The following is a 21,586-nucleotide window of genomic DNA, read 5'->3' as shown; positions in this document are numbered from 1 at the left end:
GCACCGGCGGTACTTGGCAGTTTTCATATGGCCTCGCCTTAGCCGGCAACGCCTATGGCGGAAGACCGTTTCAATGGAGGGAAAGATGTCGGACACTGGAGCCTTAGAGCATCCCTATCTGGGGTTCGGGCTGGGCCTGCGCCCGCAGCATTTTCACGAGGTACTGCAGCAGCGGCCGGCGGTGGACTGGTTCGAAGTGATCTCGGAAAACTTCATGGTCGCCGGCGGCAAACCGAAATACTACCTGCACGCCATCCGCGAACACTACCCGATGGTGATGCACGGCGTGTCGCTGTCGATCGGCTCCACCGACCCGCTCGACATGGACTACCTGAAGCAGCTGAAAACCCTGGCCAATGAGCTGCAGCCGGCGTGGTTGTCCGACCACCTCTGCTGGACCGGCGTCGACGGCCTGAACAGCCACGATCTGCTGCCGTTGCCCTACACCGAACCGGCCATCCGCCACCTGGTCGAGCGGATCGACCAGGTACAGAGTTTCCTCGGCCGGCAGATCCTGCTGGAGAACGTCTCCAGCTACCTCAGCTACCGCGAGTCGGAGATGACCGAATGGCAGTTTCTCGGTGAGGTCGCCGAGCGGGCCGACTGCCTGATCCTGCTGGATATCAACAACATCTATGTCAGCGCCCGCAACCACGGCTTCGATGCGCGGGACTACCTCCATGCCGTCGACCCGGCCCGGGTGCGCCAGTTTCACCTGGCCGGCCACAGCGACTACGGCGACTATGTGATCGACACCCACGACCACCCGATCGCCGACCCGGTCTGGCAACTATTCCGTGAGGCATGGCAACGCTTCGGCCCGGTCAGCACCCTGATCGAGCGCGACGACCATATTCCGCCATTGGATGAACTGCTGGCCGAACTGGAGATCGCCCGCCGGCTCGCCACCGTCACAGCGGAGGAGGGTTCGGTATGACGCCGCCAGACGCACTGCAACGTCGCCAGCGACAGTTGCTGGCCTATCTGCGCGGCCAGCACAGCGCTATCGATCGCCATATCGTCGATCAGGGTGCGGTCGACGGCTCGCAGCGGCTGGCGATCTACCGCAACGCCTACCGCAGCCGGTTGCGGGAAACCCTGGAAACCGACCACCCGATACTGGGCCTCTACCTGGGCGACCAGCTGTTCGAACGGATGGTGGACGACTATATCGACCAGTGCCCGTCGAACGACCGTTCGCTGCGCCAGTTCGCCGACCGGCTGCCGCAGTTTCTGCGCGACGCCGAACCGTTCCGCCAATATCCGCAGATCGCCGAGCTGTGCCGCTTCGAGCGCGCCCTGCTGAGCGCCTTCGACGCCGCCGACGCGCCCCGAGCCAGCGCCGACCAGCTGCGCCAACTGTCGCCGGAGCAGTGGCCCCCGCTGACGCTGAGTTTCCACCCCAGCGTACAGCTGTTCAGCAGCGACTTTAACGTGGTGCCGGTCTGGCAGGCGTTGAAGGCCGAGCAGACACCGCCGCAGATCCGCCAAGCCAGGGAGCACTGGCTACTGTGGCGCAACGCCGAACGGCTGACCGAGTTCTGCTCGATCAGCCCGCTGGAGCGCCAACTGTTGTGCGCCTGCCTGCAGGGTGACGACCTGGCCGCCGCCGCCGAACTGCTGATCGGCCAGCTGCCGGCGCAGGACGCCGGGGAGACGCTGCTGAACAGCCTGCTCGGCTGGCTGGAGCGCGGATGGATACAGCAGCTGAAGACGCCGGCGCAAACGGCCGAACTGACGCTGGTCTGAGGACACCGGTAGCCCGCTCAGGCCGGGACGGTCAAGCCCCGCTGCACCGCCGGGCGCGCCAGGAATGCCTGCAGAGTACGCGTCACGTTGCGGAAGTCGTCAATGGCGACCAGATCGCCCGCTTCGTAGAAGCCGATCAGGTTGCGTACCCAGGGAAAGGTCGCGATATCGGCGATTGAATAGTCGTCGCCCAGCAGCCAGCTGCGACCGGCCAGCTGCTGATCCAGCACCCCGAGCAGGCGGCACGATTCCGCCACGTAACGGTCGAGCGGTCGTTTGTCTTCGAACTGCTTGCCGGCAAACTTATTGAAAAAGCCCACCTGGCCGAACATCGGGCCGATACCGCCCATCTGGAACATCAGCCACTGCAACGCCTGGTAGCGTTCATGGGGGTCATCCGGCAGCAACTGGCCGGACTTATCGGCCAGGTAAACCAGAATCGCGCCCGATTCGAACAGCGGCATCGGCTTGCCCGACGGGCCATCGGGGTCCAGGATCGCCGGAATCTTGTTGTTCGGGTTCAGCGACAGAAACGCGGGCGACAGCTGATCATCGCTGTCGAAACTGACCCGATGCGCCTCATACGGCAGGCCGATCTCCTCCAGCATGATCGACACCTTCACCCCGTTCGGGGTCGGTAGGGAGTACAGCTGCAACCGCTCGGGATGCCGGGCCGGCCATTTTCGGGTGATCGGGAAAGCGGAAAGATCGGTCATTGCGGGTATCCTTTTCTGTTAACCGTGGTGAGTGTTGCAGCGGACCTGAGTCTAGCGACGGTAGAGAACAGCCGATGATTACCAGGGGATCGGGCTGCCATCATAGTCGAAAAAACCGCCGCTGAACTGCGCCTGCACAGCCGGCGTGACCCGATCCACCAGCGTACGCATGCCGGCCACGCTGGTCGCCACATCGATCGCCCCTTGCGGCCCGCCCATATCGGTTTGGACATGGCCGGGATGCAGCAGCAGGCAACTGATACCCGCTGCGCGATAATCATTGGCGAAGCAGCGCACCGCCATGTTGAGCGCCGTCTTCGACGCACGATAGGCATAGGCGCCCGCGCCGTTTCCCGCCAAGGACCCCATCTTGCTGGTGGTGAAGGCCATCACCTTGCGTTGCGACGCGGCCACGTTCTCCGCCAGCGCTTCGGCGATGCGGATCGGCGCGATGCTGTTGATCTGGAAGGTGCGCAACCAGTCGCGGTCAGACAGCTGCGCCAGGCTCAGGTTCTTGTCCAGGTAGACACCGGCATTGTTCCAGAGCAGGTCGATCGGCTCGCCGGCAAGCTGTGCTTTCAGCGCAGCGATGGAGTCGCCATCGCCGACATCCAGCGGCAACGGCTCAACCCCGTCGGGTAGCGCGCTGTCCGGCCCGCGCCGGGTCGCCAGCACCCGCCAGCCATCCCGCAGGTAGGAGTGTGCCAGCGCCTGGCCGATGCCGCGATTGGCGCCGGTAATCAGAATAGTCGGCATCGTTTTCAATACTCGTCTTGCTTCGGAATGCGATGGCCCGGCCACAGGCCGTCGCCATCAGTCGCTCGCCTTCTGCCAACCGGCGCTGCAACCACAACCATCACCCCAGCGGCGGCATCGAGATCGGCGGGAAGCCGGGCTGGTTCGGATCTTTCGGGATGCACTGGCCGATGGAACCGTGCGCGCAGAGGGTGCCGTCCGGCATGGTGGCGCCGCTCAGGTCGGCCTTGTCGAAGATGGTCTGGTCGAGAACCGCGTTGGAGAGGTAGCTGTCGGTGAAGTCGCTGCCGGTAAAGTCGGTCTTGTGCAACTTGGCATGGAACAGGTCGGCATGGAACAGGTCGGCACCCTGTACGCTGGCCTGGCTGAGATCGACGTTGTACAGGCTGGCCTCGTAGAAATCGGCCTGGTCGAAGCAGGCCTTGCGGGCGGTGGCGCCGTTCAGGTTGGCCTTGATCAGACAGGCCTCGGTCAGGTCGGCCCGGTCGAGGATGCCGTGGAACAGGTCCGCCTCGCGCAGGCTGGCGCGCTGCAGCCGGGCGCCGGTCAGGTCGGCCCGGTAGAGGTTGCAGCCGGACAGGTCGGCGCCGCGCAGATCGGCGAACCGCAGGTTGGCGTGGCTGAGGTCCGCTTCCTGCAGGTTGGCCTCGCGCAGATCCGCCTGCTCCAGCTCGGCCTTGTGCAGGTCCTTGCCGAACCAGTCGGCGCCCCGGAAATATTTTTTATCGCTCATCGCCCACCCCATGCTGCAGATTCTGGCTCAGTGTATCCCAAAGCCGTATCAGGATAATTGATCCGAGTTGAATTCAGTATGCCGTATCGAGCGCCTGGCGCCTATCGCGCGGGCGATGAGCGAACCGCCTTAGCGGCCCACCGAAGACAGTGAACCCTCGCTATTTTCGACTGGCTCAAGCTCCCCGGTCTGCTCACGTGATCGAAACGGCTGCCAGCTCAGGCCGGTCACCAGCCCCACCAGCAGCGTACCCAGCAGGTTGAGGCCGATATGCATGCCCGGCCAGAGCAGCAGCCCGGCCGCCGCCAGCAGCACCAGCCGCTGCCACCAGCGCAGCGGCCCCTCCAGATAACCTTCCAGCACACCGACCAGCGCGTAGATGCCGAACACCCCGGCGGCGAAAGCCAGCAGCATCTGATCCCAGCTGCCCGAGGTCAACGGCCCATAGGCGATCATCAGCGGCACGATATAGAGCCCCTTGGCGAAGCGCCAGGACAGGAAGCCGGTACGCATCGGCCGCGAATGCGCGATCGCCGCCGCGGCAAAGGCCGCCAGGCAGACCGGCGGGGTGACGTTACTGTCCTGCGACAACCAGAAGATGATCAGGTGGGCCGACAGCAGCGCGCCGGTAATCACCGCCGGCTGCAGCCCCTGTTCGATCAGCAGCCCCTTCACTTCCAGCGGTAGCTCGGCCAGCAACGCCTGCGCGCGGCTTTCGCTCAGCCCCTGGTTCACCGCCTCGGGCAGCGCGGCATCGACCAGCATCAGCGCCATCCGGCCGCCTTCGGCGATCTCGCCGCGGACCAGCGCATCCAGCAGCTGCATCTCGACGATCAGGTTGTACAGTGCCGGCGCCGACAGCGTACCCAGCACGATATAGGCGGCGGTCACCGGCAACCCCATGCCGATCACCAGCGAGGCCAGCGCCACCAGTACTATGCTGATCAGCAGACTGCCCTGGCTCCACTCGTTGATCATCAGTGAGAAGGTGTTGCCGATACCGGTGGTGGTCACCACGTTGATCACCAGCCCCACCGCGATCAGCAGGATGGCGGTCGACACCATGTTGCGCGAGCCATCGGCCAGGGCATCGAGGATATCGCGCAGGCCGAGCGGTCGCGGCGACAGCCAGGACGCGACAATGGCCGCCAGGATACTGAGCCCGGCGGCATAGGTGGGGGTGAAACCGTAGATCAGCAACGCCACCAATACGGCGATCGGCAGCAGCGAGTGCCAGCCCTCACGCAGCAGCGTGGTAAACCGCGGCACCTGCTGATCGACACTGCCCAGCCCATGTCGCTTGGCCTCAATGCGAACGAAGGCCGCCACCGACAGGAAATAGAGCAATGCCGGCAGCAGCGCCACCGCGATAATCTCGGCATAGGGTACCTGGGTATAGCTGGCCATCACGAAGGCGCCGGCGCCCATCACCGGCGGCATCAGCTGGCCGCCGGTCGACGAGGCCGCTTCGATACCGGCGGCAAAATCGGCCCGAAAGCCGGAGCGCTTCATCAGCGGAATGGTGACGATACCGGTGGAGACGGTGTTGGCCACCGCCGAGCCGGATATCGAACCCATCAGGCCGGAGCCGAACACCGCCACCAGTCCCGGCCCGCCGACCAGCCGGCCGGCCACGCAGCGGGCCAGGTTGATGATGAACTCGCCGGCGCCGGATTTGACCAGGAAGGCCCCGAACAGGATGAACATGAACACGTAGGTCGAGGAGATGCGGGCGATGGCGCCGAACATCCCCTCATTGGAGAAGAAGCTGCGGAACAGCACCGTCTCCCAGCTCAAGCCCGGAAAGGCAAACACACCACTCAGGTACCTGCCCCACCAGGCCATGTAGGTGATCGCCAGCACGATCAGCACCGGTATCAGCCAGCCGGTGGTGCGACGGGTGAACTCGATCACGATCAGGATCGCCAGCCCCGATATCAGCCAGTCGGCGCCGGTAAACACCACGCCACGGTCATACAACGCCGCCTCGTTGAGGATCAGATAGCCGGCACAGAGCAGCGCCAGCAGGCCAAGGGCGCCATTGAGCAGATAGTTGGCGGGCTTGCCCCGGCGGGCCAGCGGGCACAGCAGTGCGCACAGCACGCCGAACAGGCCGAAATGCAGCGCCGAGACCCAGAGTTCCGACAGCGTGCCCAAGGTGTTGAAGTAGATATGCAGCAGCGCGACCAGCACCCCGAAACCGTAGATAAACTTACCCACCAGCGGCGGTTGTGCGTCCGCCACCGGGCTGTTGTGTTCAGATTCGGCACCCATCAGAGGCCTCCGTACGCTCGTTATTGTTGTTTTTCAGAGTTGGCCGCCACCTTCCGGGTAGCGGCCTGGCGCTCATCGCCGGTGCCCGGTGCCCGGTGCCGATCAACGATCGGCACACTGCAACACGCCCTGCTCGACCAGCGGCTGCAGGTCCTGCGCCGTCAGGCCGAGCCAGCGCCCCAGCACCTCGCGGGTATCGGCGCCCAGTTGCGGCGGCGCCTGACGATACTCCACCGGGGTGCGCGACATGCGGATCGGATTGGCCACCAGCGGCGCGGTGCCGCCCGAGGCATGGGGCAGGTCCACCGCCATCTGCCGCGCCTGCACCTGCGGGTCGGCAAAGACCTGATCGATACGGTTGATCGGCCCACAGGGCACCCCCGCCGCTTCCATCACCTGCAACCAGTAGCTGCTTGGCTGCCCGGCCAGTTGCTCGGCAAGCAGCGGGATCAGCAGTTCGCGGTGCACCACCCGAGCGGCATTGCTGGCAAAGCGGCGGTCGGCAGCCCACTCGGCATGGCCCAACAGCTCGCAACAGCGGGCGAACTGGTCGTCGTTGCCGACGGCCAGGATGATGTGGCCATCGGCGCTGGCGAATACCTGATAGGGCACGATATTGGGGTGGGCGTTGCCGAGCCGCTGCGGCACCTGGCCGGAACTGCGGTAGTTCAGTGCCTGGTTGGCCAGACAGGCCACCTGTACATCGAGCAACGCCAGATCGATATACTGCCCCTCACCGGTCTGGCCGCGATGGGCCAACGCGGCCAACACCGCCGTCGCCGCGTACATACCGGTCAGCACGTCGGTCAGCGCCACGCCGACCTTCTGCGGCCCGCCGCCGGGCATGCCGTCCGGCTCGCCGGTGATGCTCATCAGGCCGCTCATCGCCTGGATCAGGAAGTCGTAACCGGCCCGCTTGCGGTACGGCCCGGTCTGACCGAAGCCGGTGATCGAGCAGTAGATCAGCCCCGGGTTGAGTTCCTTCAGGCTGTCGTAGTCCAGGCCGTACTTCTTCAGCCCGTCGACTTTGTAGTTCTCCAGCAGCACATCACACTCAGCCACCAGCCGGCGGATCAGCGCCTGCCCCTCAGCGCTGGCGATATCGATCGCCAGCGACTGTTTATTGCGGTTGGCGGTCAGAAAATAGGCGGCATCGCGGCTATCGCGGCCGTCGCCGTCCTTCAGATAGGGCGGCCCCCAGCCACGGGTATCGTCACCCCGCCCCGGCCGCTCCACCTTGATCACTTCGGCGCCCAGATCGGCCAGCAGCTGGCCGGCCCAGGGGCCGGCCAGGATGCGACTCAGATCGAGCACCCGGATATGCGATAAGGCACCCATGTTTTCTCTCCTTGTCCGTATGCGGCTCGGTTCAGGCGGAAAACGCCTGGATACCGGTCTGTGCCCGGCCCAGCACCAGGGCGTGCACGTCGTGGGTACCCTCGTAGGTGTTGACCGCTTCCAGGTTCATCACGTGGCGGATCACGTGGAATTCGTCGGAGATACCGTTGCCGCCATGCATATCGCGGGAAACACGGGCGATATCCAGCGCCTTGCCGCAGGAGTTGCGCTTGATCAGCGAGATCAACTCCGGCGCGCACTGGCCGTTATCCATCAGCCGGCCAGCCTGCAGGCAGGCCTGCAGACCAATTCCGATCTCGGTCTGCATGTCGGCCAGTTTCTTCTGGATCAACTGGTTGGCGGCCAGCGGGCGGTTGAACTGAATGCGGTCCAGGGTGTACTGACGTGCGGCATGCCAGCAGAACTCGGCCGCCCCCAGCGCCCCCCAGGCGATGCCGTAGCGGGCCTTGTTGAGGCAACCGAACGGACCTTTCAGCCCCTGGACATTGGGCAGCAGGTTTTCCGTCGGCACCATGACGTTGTCCATCACGATCTCGCCGGTAATGGAGGCGCGCAGCGAGAACTTGCCTTCGATCTTCGGGGTGCTCAGCCCCGCCATGCCGCGCTCCAGCAGGAAGCCGCGCACCACGCCGTCCAGCTTGGCCCAGACCACCATCACCTCAGCGATCGGCGAGTTGGTGATCCACATCTTGGCGCCGGTCAGCCGGTAGCCGCCGTCCACCGCCTCAGCACGGGTTTTCATGTTGTTGGGATCGGAGCCGACATCCGGTTCGGTCAGGCCGAAACAACCGACCCACTCACCGGTCGCCAGCTTCGGCAGGTACTTGCGCCGCTGCTCCTCAGAGCCGTAGGCGTAGATCGGATGCATCACCAGCGACGACTGGACGCTCATCGCCGAGCGATAGCCACTGTCCACCCGCTCCACTTCACGTGCCGCCAGTCCGTAGCAGACATGGTTGACGCCGGCGCAACCGTACTCTTCCGGCAGGGTGCTGCCCAGCAACCCCATCTCACCCATCTCGTTCATGATCTCGCGGTTGAACACCTCATGGCGGTTGGCCTCCAGCACCCCCGGCAGCAGCCGTTCCTGGCAGTAACCGCGGGCCATATCGCGCACCATCCGCTCCTCCTCGGTCAGCTGCTGTTCCAGCAGGAACGGATCTTCCCAGGCAAAGGGCGCACGTGTGTTGTGATTACTCATGACTCAATCTCTCTTCTATTCGACGTTACGGGTGGCTGGATGGTGGAGCCCCAGGTGACGCGGGCCCCACCGACGCCGGCTCAGTAGTTGGCGATCAAACGGTCGGGAATGTCGATCCCCTGCTCACGGTAATAGCGGGCGGCACCGGGGTGCAGCGGTACCGGCAGGCCGGCGATCGCTTGCTGCAGCGACATCGCTTTAGTGGCTTTATGGATGTTCTGCAGGAACGGCAGGTTTTCGTAGATGGTCTTGGTCAGCTTGTAGACATGCTCTTCGTCAACATCGTCGCGCACCGCCAGGAAGTTGGGCTGCGCGGCGGTCTTGACCGCCTGTTTCTGACCGGGGTAGGTATTGGCCGGAATCTCGTAGCGGCTCCATAGCGGGTACTTCTGGTTGATCTGCGCCAGCTGCTGGTCGCTGATCTCCAGCAGCGAAACGCTGTCGCTCATTGCGGCGGTCGCGCGGGTCACCGCCGATACCGGCACCCCGGCCGAAGTGTTCATCCCCTGAATATTGTTGTTCTGCAGGGCATCGGCGCTGGCGCCGTAGCCCAGGTAGGTCACGTTGAAGGACTGTTCCGGCTGCAGCCCCAGTTGACCGAGGATATAGCGGTTGGCGCCTTCAGTGCCGGAGTTGCGCTTGCCGATCGAGAAGCTGGCCTCATTCAGCCCTTTCAGGTCGTCCAGGGTACCGCTTTTACGGAACTCGTTGCGTACCAGAAAGTGCTCGACGTTCGGCCACAGCATGGAAACCGAGCGCAGATGCGGCTGCGGTCCGGCGTTCTGCAAGCGTCCCGTGCCCTCCCAGGCCCAGCTGCCGTACAGCCCCATCAGGATGCCGAACTGGGCCTGGTTTTCGCGCAGCAACTTGACGTTTTCGCCGGAGCCGGCCGAGCTGATCGCCGACAGCGAGAACTTGTGTGTCGGCTCCAGCTTGACCTTGGTCAGGGTGCTGAGCGCCACCCCGACCGGATAGTAGGTGCCGCCGGTGGTGGCCGTGGCCAGGATGTAACTGGTGTTATCGGCGAACGCCTGCGCGCCCCAGCTCAGGCTACCGACGACAACTGCCGCCTGCGTCATCTTTTGTGCCCATGTTTTTATTGTCATCGCACTCTCCCGTGAATCGTTTTTATTGAACGGAGGATCAGCACCGCGCAGGCAAAGCGCTGTTACGCGGTGCTCTGCTACTAAAGAGCAAGGACGATGCCAACAGGAAAAAACTTATAACTATTTGTATTTATTGATTTTTTAAAATGACAAAAATGAGCGATCAGCAAGATTCAGCCAGATCGGCGAATTGAATCAGCAAAATTTCGCTCAAACCGGACGGGAAAATCGGCAGCACCACTACACCGGCTTGAGAATGGCCACCGTTGCAGACGACCGGTTCGCCGGACCGCCGGGTCGCCGGACCGCTGGACTGAGGGTTCGAGTCGGGGGCTGTAGTGAAAGACTGCCGGAAAGCGGTGAAACTGATCTAATCCGCTTGCCGGCAATGGTGGAGCCGGAGAATTCAGCTGTACGCAGTCGTCAGCGGTAGCTTTTGCTGACCAGGCCGTAGCGGCGCATCTTCTCGTTAAGGGTACGACGCGGCAGGTTGAGCGCTTCGAGCACCGCCTTGACATCCCCTTGATGACGCACCAGCGCCTGCTCGATCAGGCTGCGTTCGAAGGACTCGACATATTCCGGGAAACTGCGCTGGGCGAAACGCTCGCTCTGCGCCATGATCTCCTGCACGGAGCGGCGCTTACGCACATTGCCGAGGATGAAACGCTCGGCGATATTCTTCAGTTCACGGATGTTACCCGGCCAGCGGTGCAGCATCAGGCAGTGGATATCGTCGCTGTCCGGCTCGCACTCCGGCAACTCCAGTTTATCGGCCGCCAACTGGCAGAAATGCTCGAACAGCAGCGGAATGTCTTCGCGTCGCTCCCGCAAGGGCGGAATATTCACTTCCGCCACATTGAGCCGATAGAACAGGTCTTCACGGAAACGACCGGCTTCGCTTTCGGTACGCAGGTCAACCTTGGATGCCGCCACCAACCGCAGATCCACCGCCTGTGGCTGGTTGCTGCCCAGCGGTTCAACCGCTTGGCTCTGGATCGCCCGCAACAGCTTGGCCTGCAGCGGTAGCGGCATGCTCTCTATCTCATCCAGAAACAGCGTGCCGCCATCGGCAAACGCCATCTTGCCGGTGCGCTTGCCGAGGGCGCCGGTAAAGGCACCGGCCTCGTGGCCGAAAATCTCGCTCTCGAACATATTCTCCGGAATCGCGGCGCAGTTGATGGCGACAAACTCCGCAGCGGCCCGCGGCCCGCACTGGTGCAACGCCAGCGCCACCTGCTCCTTGCCACTGCCGGTTTCGCCATTGATCAATACGCTGACCTGGGTCTGCGCCAGGTCCTCCACCCATTCACGCAGCTCCAGCATCGGTTCGGAATCTCCCAGCAGCAGCGCTTCGATACCGCTGGCCTGGCTGAGCTGATCGTCGAAGCGGCGCCGCTGCAGGGTCCGGCTACGCTGATCGACCGCTTTTTCGACGACCTCGATCAGCCGCTCCGGTGCAAACGGCTTTTCGATGAAGTCCAGCGCGCCGTTGCGCATCGCCTCGACCGCCATCGCAATATCGCCATGACCGGTCATCAGGATCACCGGATACGCCGGGTCGATCTCCAGCACCCGCTGCATCAACTGCAGGCCGTCGATACGCGGCATCTTGATATCGGTGACCAGAATGCGCGGACAGGCCGGATCTATATAGGCCAGCGCCTGCTCGGCGTCGCAACACTGCTCCACCTGATAATCGGCCAGCGTCAACCACTGGGCACAGGCTTCACGCATCATCTCATCATCATCAACCAGCAGAATCTGGCCTTTGGTCAGGTTGCTCATGCAGATCTTCCAACTGTTGTGCGCTCTCTATCGGCAACTGCAACGTGAAAACAGCGCCTTGGGATTGAGGTTCGGCTTCGATAGTGCCGCCCCAGCTGCGAATAATTCCGTCGACGATCGCCAGCCCGAGGCCCAGCCCCTGGCCGACCTCCTTGGTGGTAAAAAACGGATCGAACAGGTGTGGCAGCTGTTGCTCCGTTATACCGACACCGTTATCGCGGATGCATATAACCAACCGCGTTTGTCGTTGCGCCACACTCAACTCGATGGTTGGCTGTGCGACTTCGGCGACCGCGTCACAGGCGTTGCTGAGCAGATTGATCAACACCTGCTCCAGCTGCACCGATTCCGCCCAGACCGGCGGCAGCGCGGCCGGCAGCTTACGGATCAGACGGACATCGCCGCGCTGCAGTACCGGTCCCATCACCTCCAGCGCGGCGTCCAGCGCGGCACTTAGCTCGACCGCCTCACAACCGCCGCTGTTCTTACGGGCAAGGATCTTCAACTGCCCTGTCAGCCGGCCAACCCGTTCGGCCAGCGCACCGATCCGCTCGAAGTTAACCCGCGCCTGATCGTACTGTTGTCGCTGCAGCAGCAAGCCGCCGCTGGAGGCAAAGGTACGCAGCGCCGCCAGCGGCTGGTTCAACTCATGGGCGATACCCGCCGACATCTGGCCCAGTGCCGCCAGTTTGCTGGACTGGATCAGCTCCTGCTGGGCCTGCTGCAACTGACGAGTACGCTGCTGCACCCGCTGCTCCAGTTGGTCATGGGCCTGCTTCAATGCCGCCTGCGCCCACTTCAGCTGCCGGATATCGTGCACCGTTATCAGCAGTCTTACCTGATCTTGCAGTAGCAGCCGGCTGAGCTGCAGCTCCACCGGATCGGTTTCGCCATACGCCGGGTGCAATTCCAACAGCGGGCTCTGCTGCCCATTTCGGTAGAGTTGCTTCATCGCACGCTGCAGTAGACAACGGTCGCGCTCGGCCAGCAGCGACGCCAGTGGCTGGCCGACCACCTGCCGGCCATACAGCCCCAACAGCCGAACCACGGTTGAGTTGAGATCCAGAATTCGCCCGTCCTCGTCGGTCAGAATCAAGCCCGCCCCGGTATGGTCGATGATCGCTTTCTGCTGCTGATCCCGCTCCTTCAGCTGTTGCTGACGCAGCTGTTCGAGTCGGTTCTGCTCCAACCGGCTCCGGTGCCGTTGCCAAACAACCCCGATCAGCATCAGCAGTACCAGCAGCAGGGTGATGCTGATGGTCAGGCGCTGAATGAGCGTCTGCACAAGGGGGGTCAGTGGCGTAAAGATACTGAGCGTCCAGGGCGTCTCGGCCAGCTGGACCTGTTGCAGCAGGTAACGGGTCAAGCGCTCGCCGGCCGGCCCAGCTGGCAACTGGACGAGCCGCCCGCCGTCGATGCCCCAGAACGAGGATTCCTGCAGGCCCAGCCGATCGATCTGGCGTTGCTGATACTTCTGCTCCAGTTCCAGTTGAGCGAGCTGTTGTGGAGACAGCGGCCCTGTGCTCCGAAACAACCAGTCCGGTACATTGCTGGCGAAGACGACGCCGTGGTTGTCGCTGACAGCCACCCGTTCGGTGCCCTCAACCGCCCAGGCCTTCTCCAGCGACGCCATGCTGACCTTGATCGCCACCACGCCGATAACCTGGTCTCCCAATTTGACCGGATAGGAGATAAACAGTCCCGGTATATGGGTGGTGGCGCCGATTGCGAAGTAGCGGAAGCTGTTGCCCAGCATCGCCTGCTGGAAGTAGGGCCGGAAACTGTAGTTGTGGCCGACGTAGCTGGTATCGCTGCGCCAGTTGCTGGAGGCCAGGGTATTCCCTTCACGGTCGAGCAGATAGACCGCCAGGGCATCGGTGCCACGGCTGATCCGCTCCAGGTAGAGGTTCAGGTCATATTGGCGGGGATAGTTGCCACTGTTCAGCAGCAGCCCGATCACATCGCGATTGCCGGCCAGGGTGAGCGGCAGGTAGGCGTGTCGCTCAAGTTCTGACTCCAGAGCCTTACGGTACAGCTCCAGCAGGTGGCTGCTGTTCTGCCGCAACTGGCTGTGCGAGGATTCCACGCTTAACCGCGCAGTCACCCACAACACCAGCGCGCTCAGCACCAGAAAGCCGATCAACAAACCGCCGACGATGGCGCGTCGGTTGCCAGTTTCGCTTCGGCCGGCCTGACGATCTATCCCTGTGAACACCTGATGGCAATCCCTACGACAGCTGGAGAACTCCCGTTTTTAGCATGGCAATGAAGCTTACGCACCCCTGAACAACGATTTTGGTTCGGCGGTTTATTGCAACGACCAGATATCGTGCGCCATCAACAGCTGGTCGCCGCACAACGCCGCATCGATCTGCGCGGTATGGTTGTCCAGCAGATAAGCGAGCAGATCGCAGATAAAGCGGCGTTGCTCGGCGCTGCAGGCGCACACCAAGTCGTTGCCCTCACCGTCGCGAATCAGGTGGAACAGCATCTGCGCCAGGTAGAACGCGTCGTCGAGAGTGGTCAGGCTGAGCCGCACCATCGCCGGCAGGTAATACTTGAGTCCATCGACCGTGGCGAAGCAGAGCGGGTCCCAGGCCGGGCTGCCCAGCTCCGCCAGACCGATCCGCTCGACGCTGCTGCCGCAGAGGGTGGCGTCATGCTCGGCACATTCGCAACAGTGACGGTAGTTGGTGAAGTGGGCCGGCTTCGGCATGGCGAACAGCCGGTTCGCTTGCGCCAGCCAGGCTTCGGTCGTTTTTTCGGTGATTTCGGTCATCTCCCCACTCCTCCCGCCTTCGTTGCCGAGCCATCAGCGACCAGTTCAAAGCGGATCGACAATATCGGACTGACCCGGCCGTTATTCAATGCTATTCCCTTTTCCGTGGCGGATAGGAAGCATGGCCGGTCGACAAATCAGCGTAAAGCTTGCTGGCCCGCCCCTGAAAAGCCAGGCACAGCAGAATCAGCGCTCCAGCGTGAAGATCAGGTCGGTGCCACTGCCCTCGCTACTGGCCTGGGACTCCAGGCTCCAGCGCTTGCTCAGCTGGTAGCGCATGATGAAGGTGCTGGCCGGCTCCAGCAGGCCGACACCATATTTCACATAGAGCCTCGGCGACAGGTACTTGCCGATAAACAGCGAGGTGGAGCCGGCATCGCCGGCGCTGTCCAGGCTCAGCTCGTCGAGCTGGAAGGTGTCGGCCAGGCTGTCGGTGATATCGCCACTGCCTTTGAGGACCAGCGCCGAGGCCGCCTTCAGCAGCAGTTGCTGCTCGTTGGTATCGCTGCCGGCCCCGCCGGGCGGGCGACCAAATACCAGGTAGGAGAGCTGGCTGCTCTCCGGCATTGCCGGATCGGAGAACAGCTGCAGAGTGGGCGTGCGCAGGGTACCGCCGACCCGGGCGCCGGCGGTGACCTGATCCACCTTGCGGCTGACACGCAGATCGAGCCCCGGGTTGTCGACCGGCCCGCCGCTGTACAGCAGGCTGCCGCGCTCGATCGCCAGATCCTGGCCGTAGATCCGGTACTGACCGGCTGCCACCTGGACCACGCCGCTGGCCCGGGTCGCCCGGCGCGCATCCTCCTCCAACCGCAGGTTGCCCTCCAGACGGCCGTTGAAGCCAAACGCCTCCACCCAGACCTTATCGCCCAGCACCAGCCGCAGATCGGCGGCGATCTCAGGCCCGCCGCCGCTGGCACGGGTCTGCTCGCCGCCATCGCGGATCACCACCACATCCGGCGAGACCCGCTGTGCGCTGCTGATCCGCGGCGGCTTGATATGCGCCTCCGGCACCCGGACCTCGCCGGTCAGGCGTGCCAGCTGCGGACTCACTTCCAGCTGTAGATCGGGCGAGATCCAGGCTTGCACCTGCTCGGTGGCGACCGCCTGGACCCGCTCGCCTTTCAGCCGTATCTCACCGCGCCGGGCCAGCGGTTCGAAACGACCGTCCAGCGCCAACCTGCCCTCGCCGGAGTTGAGCGTGCCGATCAACTGCATCTGCTGATCCGGCAGCTCTTTCAGTGCCATCTCGATCTGCTGCAGGCGAAGCCCCAATGCCGGCACCTCGGCGGCCCCCTCGCTCAGCTGGAGCCGTCCGCTCAGCTGCGGCTGACGCAGCTGGCCGGACAGCCGGAGATCCCCTTGCAGGCGGCCTTCGACCATTTGCAGCTCCGGCACGAACAGCGACACGAAGGCCAGTTCGGGCAGCTCCGCCTGCAGCTGCCCGGTCAACCGCTGCGGACCGCTCAGGCCGGCGACCGCCAGTTCGCCGCTCAGCTGGCCGGGCGGTTGCGCCAGCTCCAGGCTCAAGCGACTGTCCAGCCGATCGTCGGCGCTGTCGGCGTTCAGGGTCAGCTGGCGCAGCTCCAGCGCCAACGGCTGATCCGCCAGCTCCAGCCGGCCGCCGGGCAGCCGGAAGTCGGCCCGCAGTTGCGGCGCGCCGCTGCCCAGCTGCAGCTCGGCCCGGCCACTGAGCGCTCCCTGCAGACGACTGTCCGCCGGCAGCCAGGGCTCCGCCAGCGCCAGCGGCAGCTGCTGCAGTTCCAGCGCGGCCGCCAGCCGATCCGCTCCCTGCCAGCGGCCACGGACACAGAGCTCCCCATCCGCCGCCGGACGGTGCAGACAGAGCGGTGCCAGCCGCGCCCGGTCGGCCGCCAGCAGCAGCGCGCTCGCTTCACGCAGCTGCCAGTGGCCAAGATTGGCCGGTCTCAGTTCGAACTGCCCGATCTCACCCTGCCAGGCCGGCGTTTGCCCTCCAGAGGCGCCCCAACCACCGCTGAGTGCCAGCTTGACCGGCAACGCCTCGCCGCTCAGCGACAGCGCCAGCCGATGCTGCGCCGGAGTGCCGGTACCCTGCAGTTCAACGCGGTCCCAACGCAGACCGGCCAGCTCCAGCGCCCGCCCGTCAAGCTGCAACTCGGAGCGTTTCGCGCCGCTGAGATCCAGTTGTATGTCGGCACTTAGTTGTTGCAGTGCATAGGCCTGCCAGCGCAGCCGGTCGGCATCGAGCCGCGCACGCAGGTGCGGCTGGCCCGGAGTACCGCGCAGCTGACCGTCGGCGGTCAGCTGGCCGGTTGCACTCGGCAAAATACGGCCGAGCTGCGGCGCCGACAGCCGCCACTGCAGCGCCAACTGCTCGGCCAGCTCACCGCTGGCGGTCAGCGAAGCCCCCAGCGCGCGCAGCTCCAGCTGACGCACCAGCCAGCGGCCGTCCGACAGCGCCAGATCGGCGTGGCCGGCCAGCGGCAGGTCGTTCAGCTGGCCACTGAGCGAACTCAGCCGAAGATCAAACCCGAACCGCCCCGCGTCGATGCCGCCCCGACTGGTCGCCTGCAGCGCCAGGGCGCCGGACCACTGCGGCAGCAGCTCGGCCGGGTTCAGTCCCTCGCCGCTGAACGCCAGTTGCCAGTTCAACTGCGGCAGCCAGCGCAGCTGTCCCTTGGCGGTCAGTTGCCCATCCAACCCCTGCGCCACCAGCTCCGCCTGGCGGAAACCTTCGAGCGACCCTTGCGCCTGCAGCGCCAGCCGCAGCGCCGGCAGCTGCCGGCCGCTGAGGTCGGCATCGGCGCTGAGCCGGTAGTCGGCCAGCGGCCCCCGCAGCCGGAAGCGGCCCTGCCGGCTGCGGTAGTCGGCCGGGCCGCTGAACGGATAGGCCAGCGCCAGCCACTGGCCGGTCAGATCCAGATGTGCACTCTCGAGTGGCTGCTCGACCGATCCCTGTACGCGCAGGGTACTGCCGGTGTCTGGCAGATGGAGCTGCAGTTGCGCCAGCTGTAGCCGTTCGGTATCGACAGCGGCGTCAAACGCCCATTCGGTTGCCCCCAGTTCCGGCAGGCGGCTACTGAGCTGGCCGTTCAGCTTGGCGTGTTGCAGGTCGCCGCTGCCGTTCAGGTTGGCACGCAGCGGCGCATCGGCCAGCCCCTCGACGAAACGGCCCGGTTCCAGCTGCAGCTCGCGCAGGCTCAGCTGCCAGCGCAGCTCGGCCAGCGGCTCGATCAGCTCGGCCATCAATTGCGCCTGCGCCAGGCCGGACAGCTGCTGGACCAGCTCCAGCCGGTTCAGCGTGCCAGCGACCGTTCCCTGCCCCTGCAACGGCGGCTGCTCCGGCAGGTTCAGCTGCCAGCGGGTCTCGAATTGCAGCGGGAAATCGCCCTGCGGCTGCAGACTGCCGACCAGCTGAATATGGCCCTGCGGCAAGCCGGCTTCGAACCGCGCGATGGTCAACCGCTCGCGATCCAGGGTCAGTTGCAGCTGCAGCTCGCCCTGCTCCAGCAAACTTGCTTCGCCCTGCCGAACAAGCAGATCGGCGATCTGCAGCTGTTGCAGATCCACCGCCAGCGGCAGGCTCAGATCCGGCAACTGCATGGCTTCAGCACCATTGTCCGAGTCAGTCTGGTCGGGCGCATCGGGTAAAAACAGGTGGGGGGATTCCAGCTGCAGCCGCTGGATACTCAGCCGGCCGGCAGCGAGTGCCGCCGGCGACCAGTCCAGCGACAGCCGCGCCAGTTCGAACCGCACCGCCGGGTGACGGTAGCTCAGTTGCTGCAGCGACAGCGGCCCGAGCAGCCGGCCATCGATCTCGGCGACCTCAAGTTCGCCGGGCAGCCAGCGCTGCGCCGCCGCCAGCGTCCACCGGGCCCCCTGTGTGGTGGTCAGCAGGTAGCCAAGCGAAGCGATCAGCAGCAGGAACAGTGCCAGCACCGTCAGCCCGCCGGCTTTTAACAAGCGCCGGATCAGCATCAGAGGTCAGGCCCCAGGGTGAAGTGCAGCCGCAGACCGCCCTCGTCCAGCGGCGTCGCCAGATCGACCCGCACCGGGCCGACCGGCGAGTGCCAGCGCACGCCGAAGCCGACACCGGTTTTCAGCCCCACATCCAGATCGTTGAAGGCGTTGCCCTGGTCGACGAAGGCCGCCACCGACCAGGCGCCGGCCAGCCGGTAGTCCGCCTCCAGGCTGCCCACCAGCAGGTGCTGGCCACCGATCACGTCGCCCGCCGCCGAAACCGGGCCCAGGCTCTGGTAGTCGTAACCGCGCACACTGGCGTCGCCGCCGGCAAAGAAGCGCAGGGTCGCCGGTACCCGGTCGAAATCGTCCACCCAGCTGGCGCCCAGCTCACCGCGGGCGATCAGCCGCCAGCGCTCGCCGAAACCATGCACCCATTTGCCGCTGAGCCGGGCCTGCAGCAGGTCGGTCTCCGACAGCAGCGCCCGGCTGGCGGCCAGCAGCTGCAGCGAGATGCGGTAGCCCTGCTGTACGTTGAGCCGATCCGGCGTGGAGATCTTCGACCAGCTCAGCCGTGGCAGCAGAAACTGGGTCTGTTCATGCTGCTGCTCGAAGCTGAAGGTCTCCTGCTCCCAGTCCAGCGACGCCAGCCGTTGCCATTCGCCCTGCTGCTGTTGGCGCGATACCCCCAGCGACAGGGTGCGGGCGTCGACCGTCTCAGAGTTCTCGTCGCGATAGCCGGTGCGCAGCGCGTAGCGGTCGAATTGCGGCCGCTGGCCGGGAATCAGGTATTCGGCGGACAGGTCGGTCAGGATCTGGGAGATCAGCAGCTGGCTGTTGAACTGATGGCCCCGGGCATTGACCCAGCGGCGCTGCAGCGCCGCCTTGGCGCGGGCGCCGGTATCAGTACCGTAACCGAGGCCGAACTGGTAGCGACTGCGCGGCCGCATCGCCAGTTCTACGTCGATCGGCACCCGCAGGTCTTCCGCTGCTTTCCAGCGCGGTCGTACCTCGACCTGGTTGAACAGGTCGGCATCGAGCAGTGCCCCCTGCAGCTCCAGCAAGGCGCTATTGCTGAGCGGATCACCGGGCTGGAACTGCAGATAGCGCCGCAGCAGGCCCTCATTCAGCGGCGTCGGACTGAAACGGATTTCGCCAACCCGAAAGCGTGGCCCGCTGGCGAAATGCAGCGCGATATCGGCCTGGTAAGCGGCCAGGTCCACCCGGACCTGGCGGCGCTGGAATACCGCCTGGTAATAGCCCAGCTCCAGCGCCGCCGACTGCAGCTGCTGCTTGAGCCGTTCGTAGTCGGCATGCACCAGGGTCTGGCCCGGCTTGAGGTTGGCATCGAGGATCAAGCTGGCAAATGCCGGTTCGTCGGCGCCGGGGCCGAGCAGTTGCAGATCGGCGCTGCCGATCGGCAGCGGCGGCCCGCTATCGATCTGGTAATTCGCCCGCCATTCACCCTCCTGCAGGGTCAACCGCGCCTCCACCGCTGGCCGGTAGTACCCGAACGGCTCCAACGCCCGCCCGATCTCCCGTTTCGCCCGCCGGTGCAGATAACGCAAGCGGCTCTCGCTGGCCACCGGCTGGCCATCCAGCGCGACGATACCCAGGCTGTTGCGGACATTCTGCTCCAGCGGCGCCGCCAGGCCCTGCACCTGAACCCGGAGCAACGGCTCGGCAACGGCCTGGCCCACGCCCAGCACGCATAACAGCAACAGAAGAAAAGCGGTACGTATCATCCTGAATCGGCGCCTGATAGAGAACTACCGTTTCAGTGTAGCAATCGACCGCCGGAACATGCGCTCACCGGCAACGAGGCTCAGCGCAGCTGCCCCAGCAGCCAGGCGCGCGCCTCACGGGTATCGCTGAATTCCACCAGGTGATAACCGTTGATGTAGGCGTAGCCGTCGATCACCTGGTTGGGATTACGTCCGGCTGGATGCAACACCGCGACCTTGGCCCGGCTCAGCTCCTGACGGTTGGCCAGATAGGTGCCGAACGTCTTCTGCTGCTCCAGTGACATCTTGACAATCACCTCTCGCACATCGATCAGCAGCAGCACCCTGTCGATATCGTCGATATAACGGCAGGCATCTTCCACCGCAGCCATCCGCTCGGCCAGGTCGACCTGGCCCTGATAGGTCACGGTGATAATCCGGTCGTGGTCTTGTTCAATCTGGTACGGCATTCGATTCGTCCCTGAATGGCGATAAAGAAATGGAGATAAAGAAATAAAGCTTCAAGTTCCGGCGGCGTCACACCGCACTCGACTGGTTCAGTCGGCGCGGTAACTTTACCCATCTACAGCGATAGCACAACAGCTTAATCCAGCCATCAGTCTTCGTTTCCCTGATTCGCCGCCGGGCGATTCATATATAGTTCAGAACGGGCCGCAACACACCAGCATAATCTGATGATTTCCCCTATAATGCGCGCCTTCTGAATCAGCGGGGGTCCCCATGAAAGTCTGCGGTGTTGAACTCAAGGGCAACGAAGCCATCATCTGCATCCTGTCGCTGGCCGACGGGCTGTTCGAAATCGCCAACTGCCGCGTCAGCCGGCTGGCTATCCGGGATTCTGAAGACAGCGAGCAGCTGAAGAAGTTTCAGTTCGACTTCGCCAAATTGATGGATGACTACCAGGTCGGAGCGGTGGTGATCCGCCAGCGACCGATGAAAGGCAAGTTTGCCGGCGGCGCGGTCGGCTTCAAGCTGGAAGCGGCGATCCAGCTGATCGACCCGCTGAAGGTGGAGATCATGCCAACCAACGAGATCCGCGAAACCGTCAAGCGTTCGCCGCTGGCCATCGATTTCAAGGCTACCGGTCTGAAGCAGTTCCAGGAACCGGCTTTCACCACCGCCTTCGCCTATCTGAGCCGCTAAAAGCCACGACTGGCAGGCCGACAATGGCCAGCGGTTTAATTAAGCTCTTCGCGGGTGAGCGGGAAACGTCTGCATCAGCTGAACAGGCGTCGCGTGGGCACGAAAAACGTGCCCACCCTACTAGGCTGGCGAGCCGACCACGGCCACGGGTTTAATTAAGCTCTTCGCCGGTTAGCCGGAAACATCTGCATCTACTGCACAAGCGTTGCGTGGGCACGAAAAACGTGCCCACCCTACTAGGCTGGCGAGCCGACCACGGCCACGGGTTTAATTAAGCTCTTCGCCGGTTAGCCGGAAA

16 protein-coding genes are annotated in these 21,586 nt (G+C 64.1%); 3 read left to right on the top strand and 13 right to left on the bottom strand.

Translation table 11 applies throughout. The features are described from left to right. Nucleotides 1-85: 85 nt before the first annotated feature. Together bufB and K6T12_RS11970 are read left to right on the top strand one after the other, a co-directional pair. On the top strand, nucleotides 86-937 hold the full coding sequence (gene bufB / locus K6T12_RS11975; protein WP_222222769.1) for an MNIO family bufferin maturase: 852 nt from the start codon (nucleotides 86-88) through the stop codon (nucleotides 935-937). Then, the gene (locus tag K6T12_RS11970; RefSeq protein ID WP_222222767.1) at nucleotides 934-1,749 is read left to right on the top strand and encodes an HvfC/BufC N-terminal domain-containing protein; all 816 of its coding nucleotides are present in this window, start codon (nucleotides 934-936) and stop codon (nucleotides 1,747-1,749) included. Before bufB ends, K6T12_RS11970 begins: the two co-directional genes overlap by 4 nt. A gap of 17 nt (nucleotides 1,750-1,766) precedes the next feature. Here K6T12_RS11970 and K6T12_RS11965 read toward each other — a convergent pair whose 3' ends face one another. The 13 genes from K6T12_RS11965 to K6T12_RS11905 all read right to left on the bottom strand — a co-directional run bounded on the left by K6T12_RS11965 (nucleotide 1,767) and on the right by K6T12_RS11905 (nucleotide 20,594). Beyond that, nucleotides 1,767-2,465 (bottom strand): glutathione S-transferase N-terminal domain-containing protein, encoded by a 699-nt coding sequence (locus K6T12_RS11965; RefSeq protein WP_222222765.1) that lies wholly within the window; start codon nucleotides 2,463-2,465, stop codon nucleotides 1,767-1,769. A gap of 78 nt (nucleotides 2,466-2,543) precedes the next feature. Beyond that, nucleotides 2,544-3,221 (bottom strand): SDR family oxidoreductase, encoded by a 678-nt coding sequence (locus tag K6T12_RS11960; RefSeq protein WP_222222763.1) that lies wholly within the window; start codon nucleotides 3,219-3,221, stop codon nucleotides 2,544-2,546. Nucleotides 3,222-3,321: 100 nt separating this feature from the next. After that, nucleotides 3,322-3,954, bottom strand: coding sequence for a pentapeptide repeat-containing protein (locus tag K6T12_RS11955; RefSeq protein WP_222222761.1), 633 nt, complete (start codon nucleotides 3,952-3,954; stop codon nucleotides 3,322-3,324). A 129-nt stretch (nucleotides 3,955-4,083) separates the two neighbouring features. Continuing rightward, on the bottom strand, nucleotides 4,084-6,228 hold the full coding sequence (locus K6T12_RS11950; RefSeq protein ID WP_222222759.1) for a TRAP transporter permease: 2,145 nt from the start codon (nucleotides 6,226-6,228) through the stop codon (nucleotides 4,084-4,086). A gap of 102 nt (nucleotides 6,229-6,330) precedes the next feature. After that, on the bottom strand, nucleotides 6,331-7,566 hold the full coding sequence (locus tag K6T12_RS11945; protein ID WP_222222757.1) for a CaiB/BaiF CoA transferase family protein: 1,236 nt from the start codon (nucleotides 7,564-7,566) through the stop codon (nucleotides 6,331-6,333). A 31-nt stretch (nucleotides 7,567-7,597) separates the two neighbouring features. Beyond that, nucleotides 7,598-8,788 carry an acyl-CoA dehydrogenase gene (locus tag K6T12_RS11940; protein ID WP_222222755.1) on the bottom strand — a complete coding sequence of 397 codons (1,191 nt, stop codon included), beginning with the start codon at nucleotides 8,786-8,788 and terminating at the stop codon, nucleotides 7,598-7,600. 80 nt (nucleotides 8,789-8,868) lie between these two features. Further along, nucleotides 8,869-9,894 (bottom strand): TAXI family TRAP transporter solute-binding subunit, encoded by a 1,026-nt coding sequence (locus tag K6T12_RS11935; protein WP_222222753.1) that lies wholly within the window; start codon nucleotides 9,892-9,894, stop codon nucleotides 8,869-8,871. A 423-nt stretch (nucleotides 9,895-10,317) separates the two neighbouring features. Continuing rightward, nucleotides 10,318-11,679: a sigma-54-dependent transcriptional regulator gene (locus K6T12_RS11930; protein WP_222222751.1), complete on the bottom strand. Its 1,362-nt coding sequence runs from the start codon at nucleotides 11,677-11,679 to the stop codon at nucleotides 10,318-10,320. Next, nucleotides 11,642-13,894, bottom strand: a complete 2,253-nt coding sequence (locus K6T12_RS11925) for a sensor histidine kinase (protein ID WP_222222749.1) — start codon at nucleotides 13,892-13,894, stop codon at nucleotides 11,642-11,644. Before K6T12_RS11925 ends, K6T12_RS11930 begins: the two co-directional genes overlap by 38 nt. Nucleotides 13,895-13,987: 93 nt before the next feature. Next, a complete protein-coding gene (locus tag K6T12_RS11920; RefSeq protein WP_222222747.1) occupies nucleotides 13,988-14,458 on the bottom strand; it encodes a hypothetical protein in 471 nt (156 codons plus the stop codon). Between the two features lie 186 nt (nucleotides 14,459-14,644). Continuing rightward, nucleotides 14,645-18,418 carry a translocation/assembly module TamB domain-containing protein gene (locus tag K6T12_RS11915; protein ID WP_222222745.1) on the bottom strand — a complete coding sequence of 1,258 codons (3,774 nt, stop codon included), beginning with the start codon at nucleotides 18,416-18,418 and terminating at the stop codon, nucleotides 14,645-14,647. After that, nucleotides 18,418-20,145 carry an autotransporter assembly complex protein TamA gene (locus K6T12_RS11910; protein WP_222222743.1) on the bottom strand — a complete coding sequence of 576 codons (1,728 nt, stop codon included), beginning with the start codon at nucleotides 20,143-20,145 and terminating at the stop codon, nucleotides 18,418-18,420. The genes K6T12_RS11915 and K6T12_RS11910 overlap by 1 nt, the downstream gene beginning before the upstream one ends. An 80-nt stretch (nucleotides 20,146-20,225) precedes the next feature. Beyond that, nucleotides 20,226-20,594: a hypothetical protein gene (locus K6T12_RS11905; RefSeq protein WP_222222741.1), complete on the bottom strand. Its 369-nt coding sequence runs from the start codon at nucleotides 20,592-20,594 to the stop codon at nucleotides 20,226-20,228. 271 nt (nucleotides 20,595-20,865) lie between these two features. Here K6T12_RS11905 and K6T12_RS11900 point away from each other — a divergent pair, with 271 nt between their 5' ends. Continuing rightward, the gene (locus K6T12_RS11900; protein WP_222222739.1) at nucleotides 20,866-21,288 is read left to right on the top strand and encodes a DUF3010 family protein; all 423 of its coding nucleotides are present in this window, start codon (nucleotides 20,866-20,868) and stop codon (nucleotides 21,286-21,288) included. Nucleotides 21,289-21,586 lie beyond the last annotated feature (298 nt).

Source organism: Marinobacterium arenosum (assembly GCF_019795155.1).
GTDB classification, from domain to species: Bacteria; Pseudomonadota; Gammaproteobacteria; order Pseudomonadales; family Balneatricaceae; genus Marinobacterium_C; species Marinobacterium_C arenosum.
Note: the sequence above shows the minus strand (reverse complement) of the source record. Positions and strands in the feature narration are given on the sequence as shown.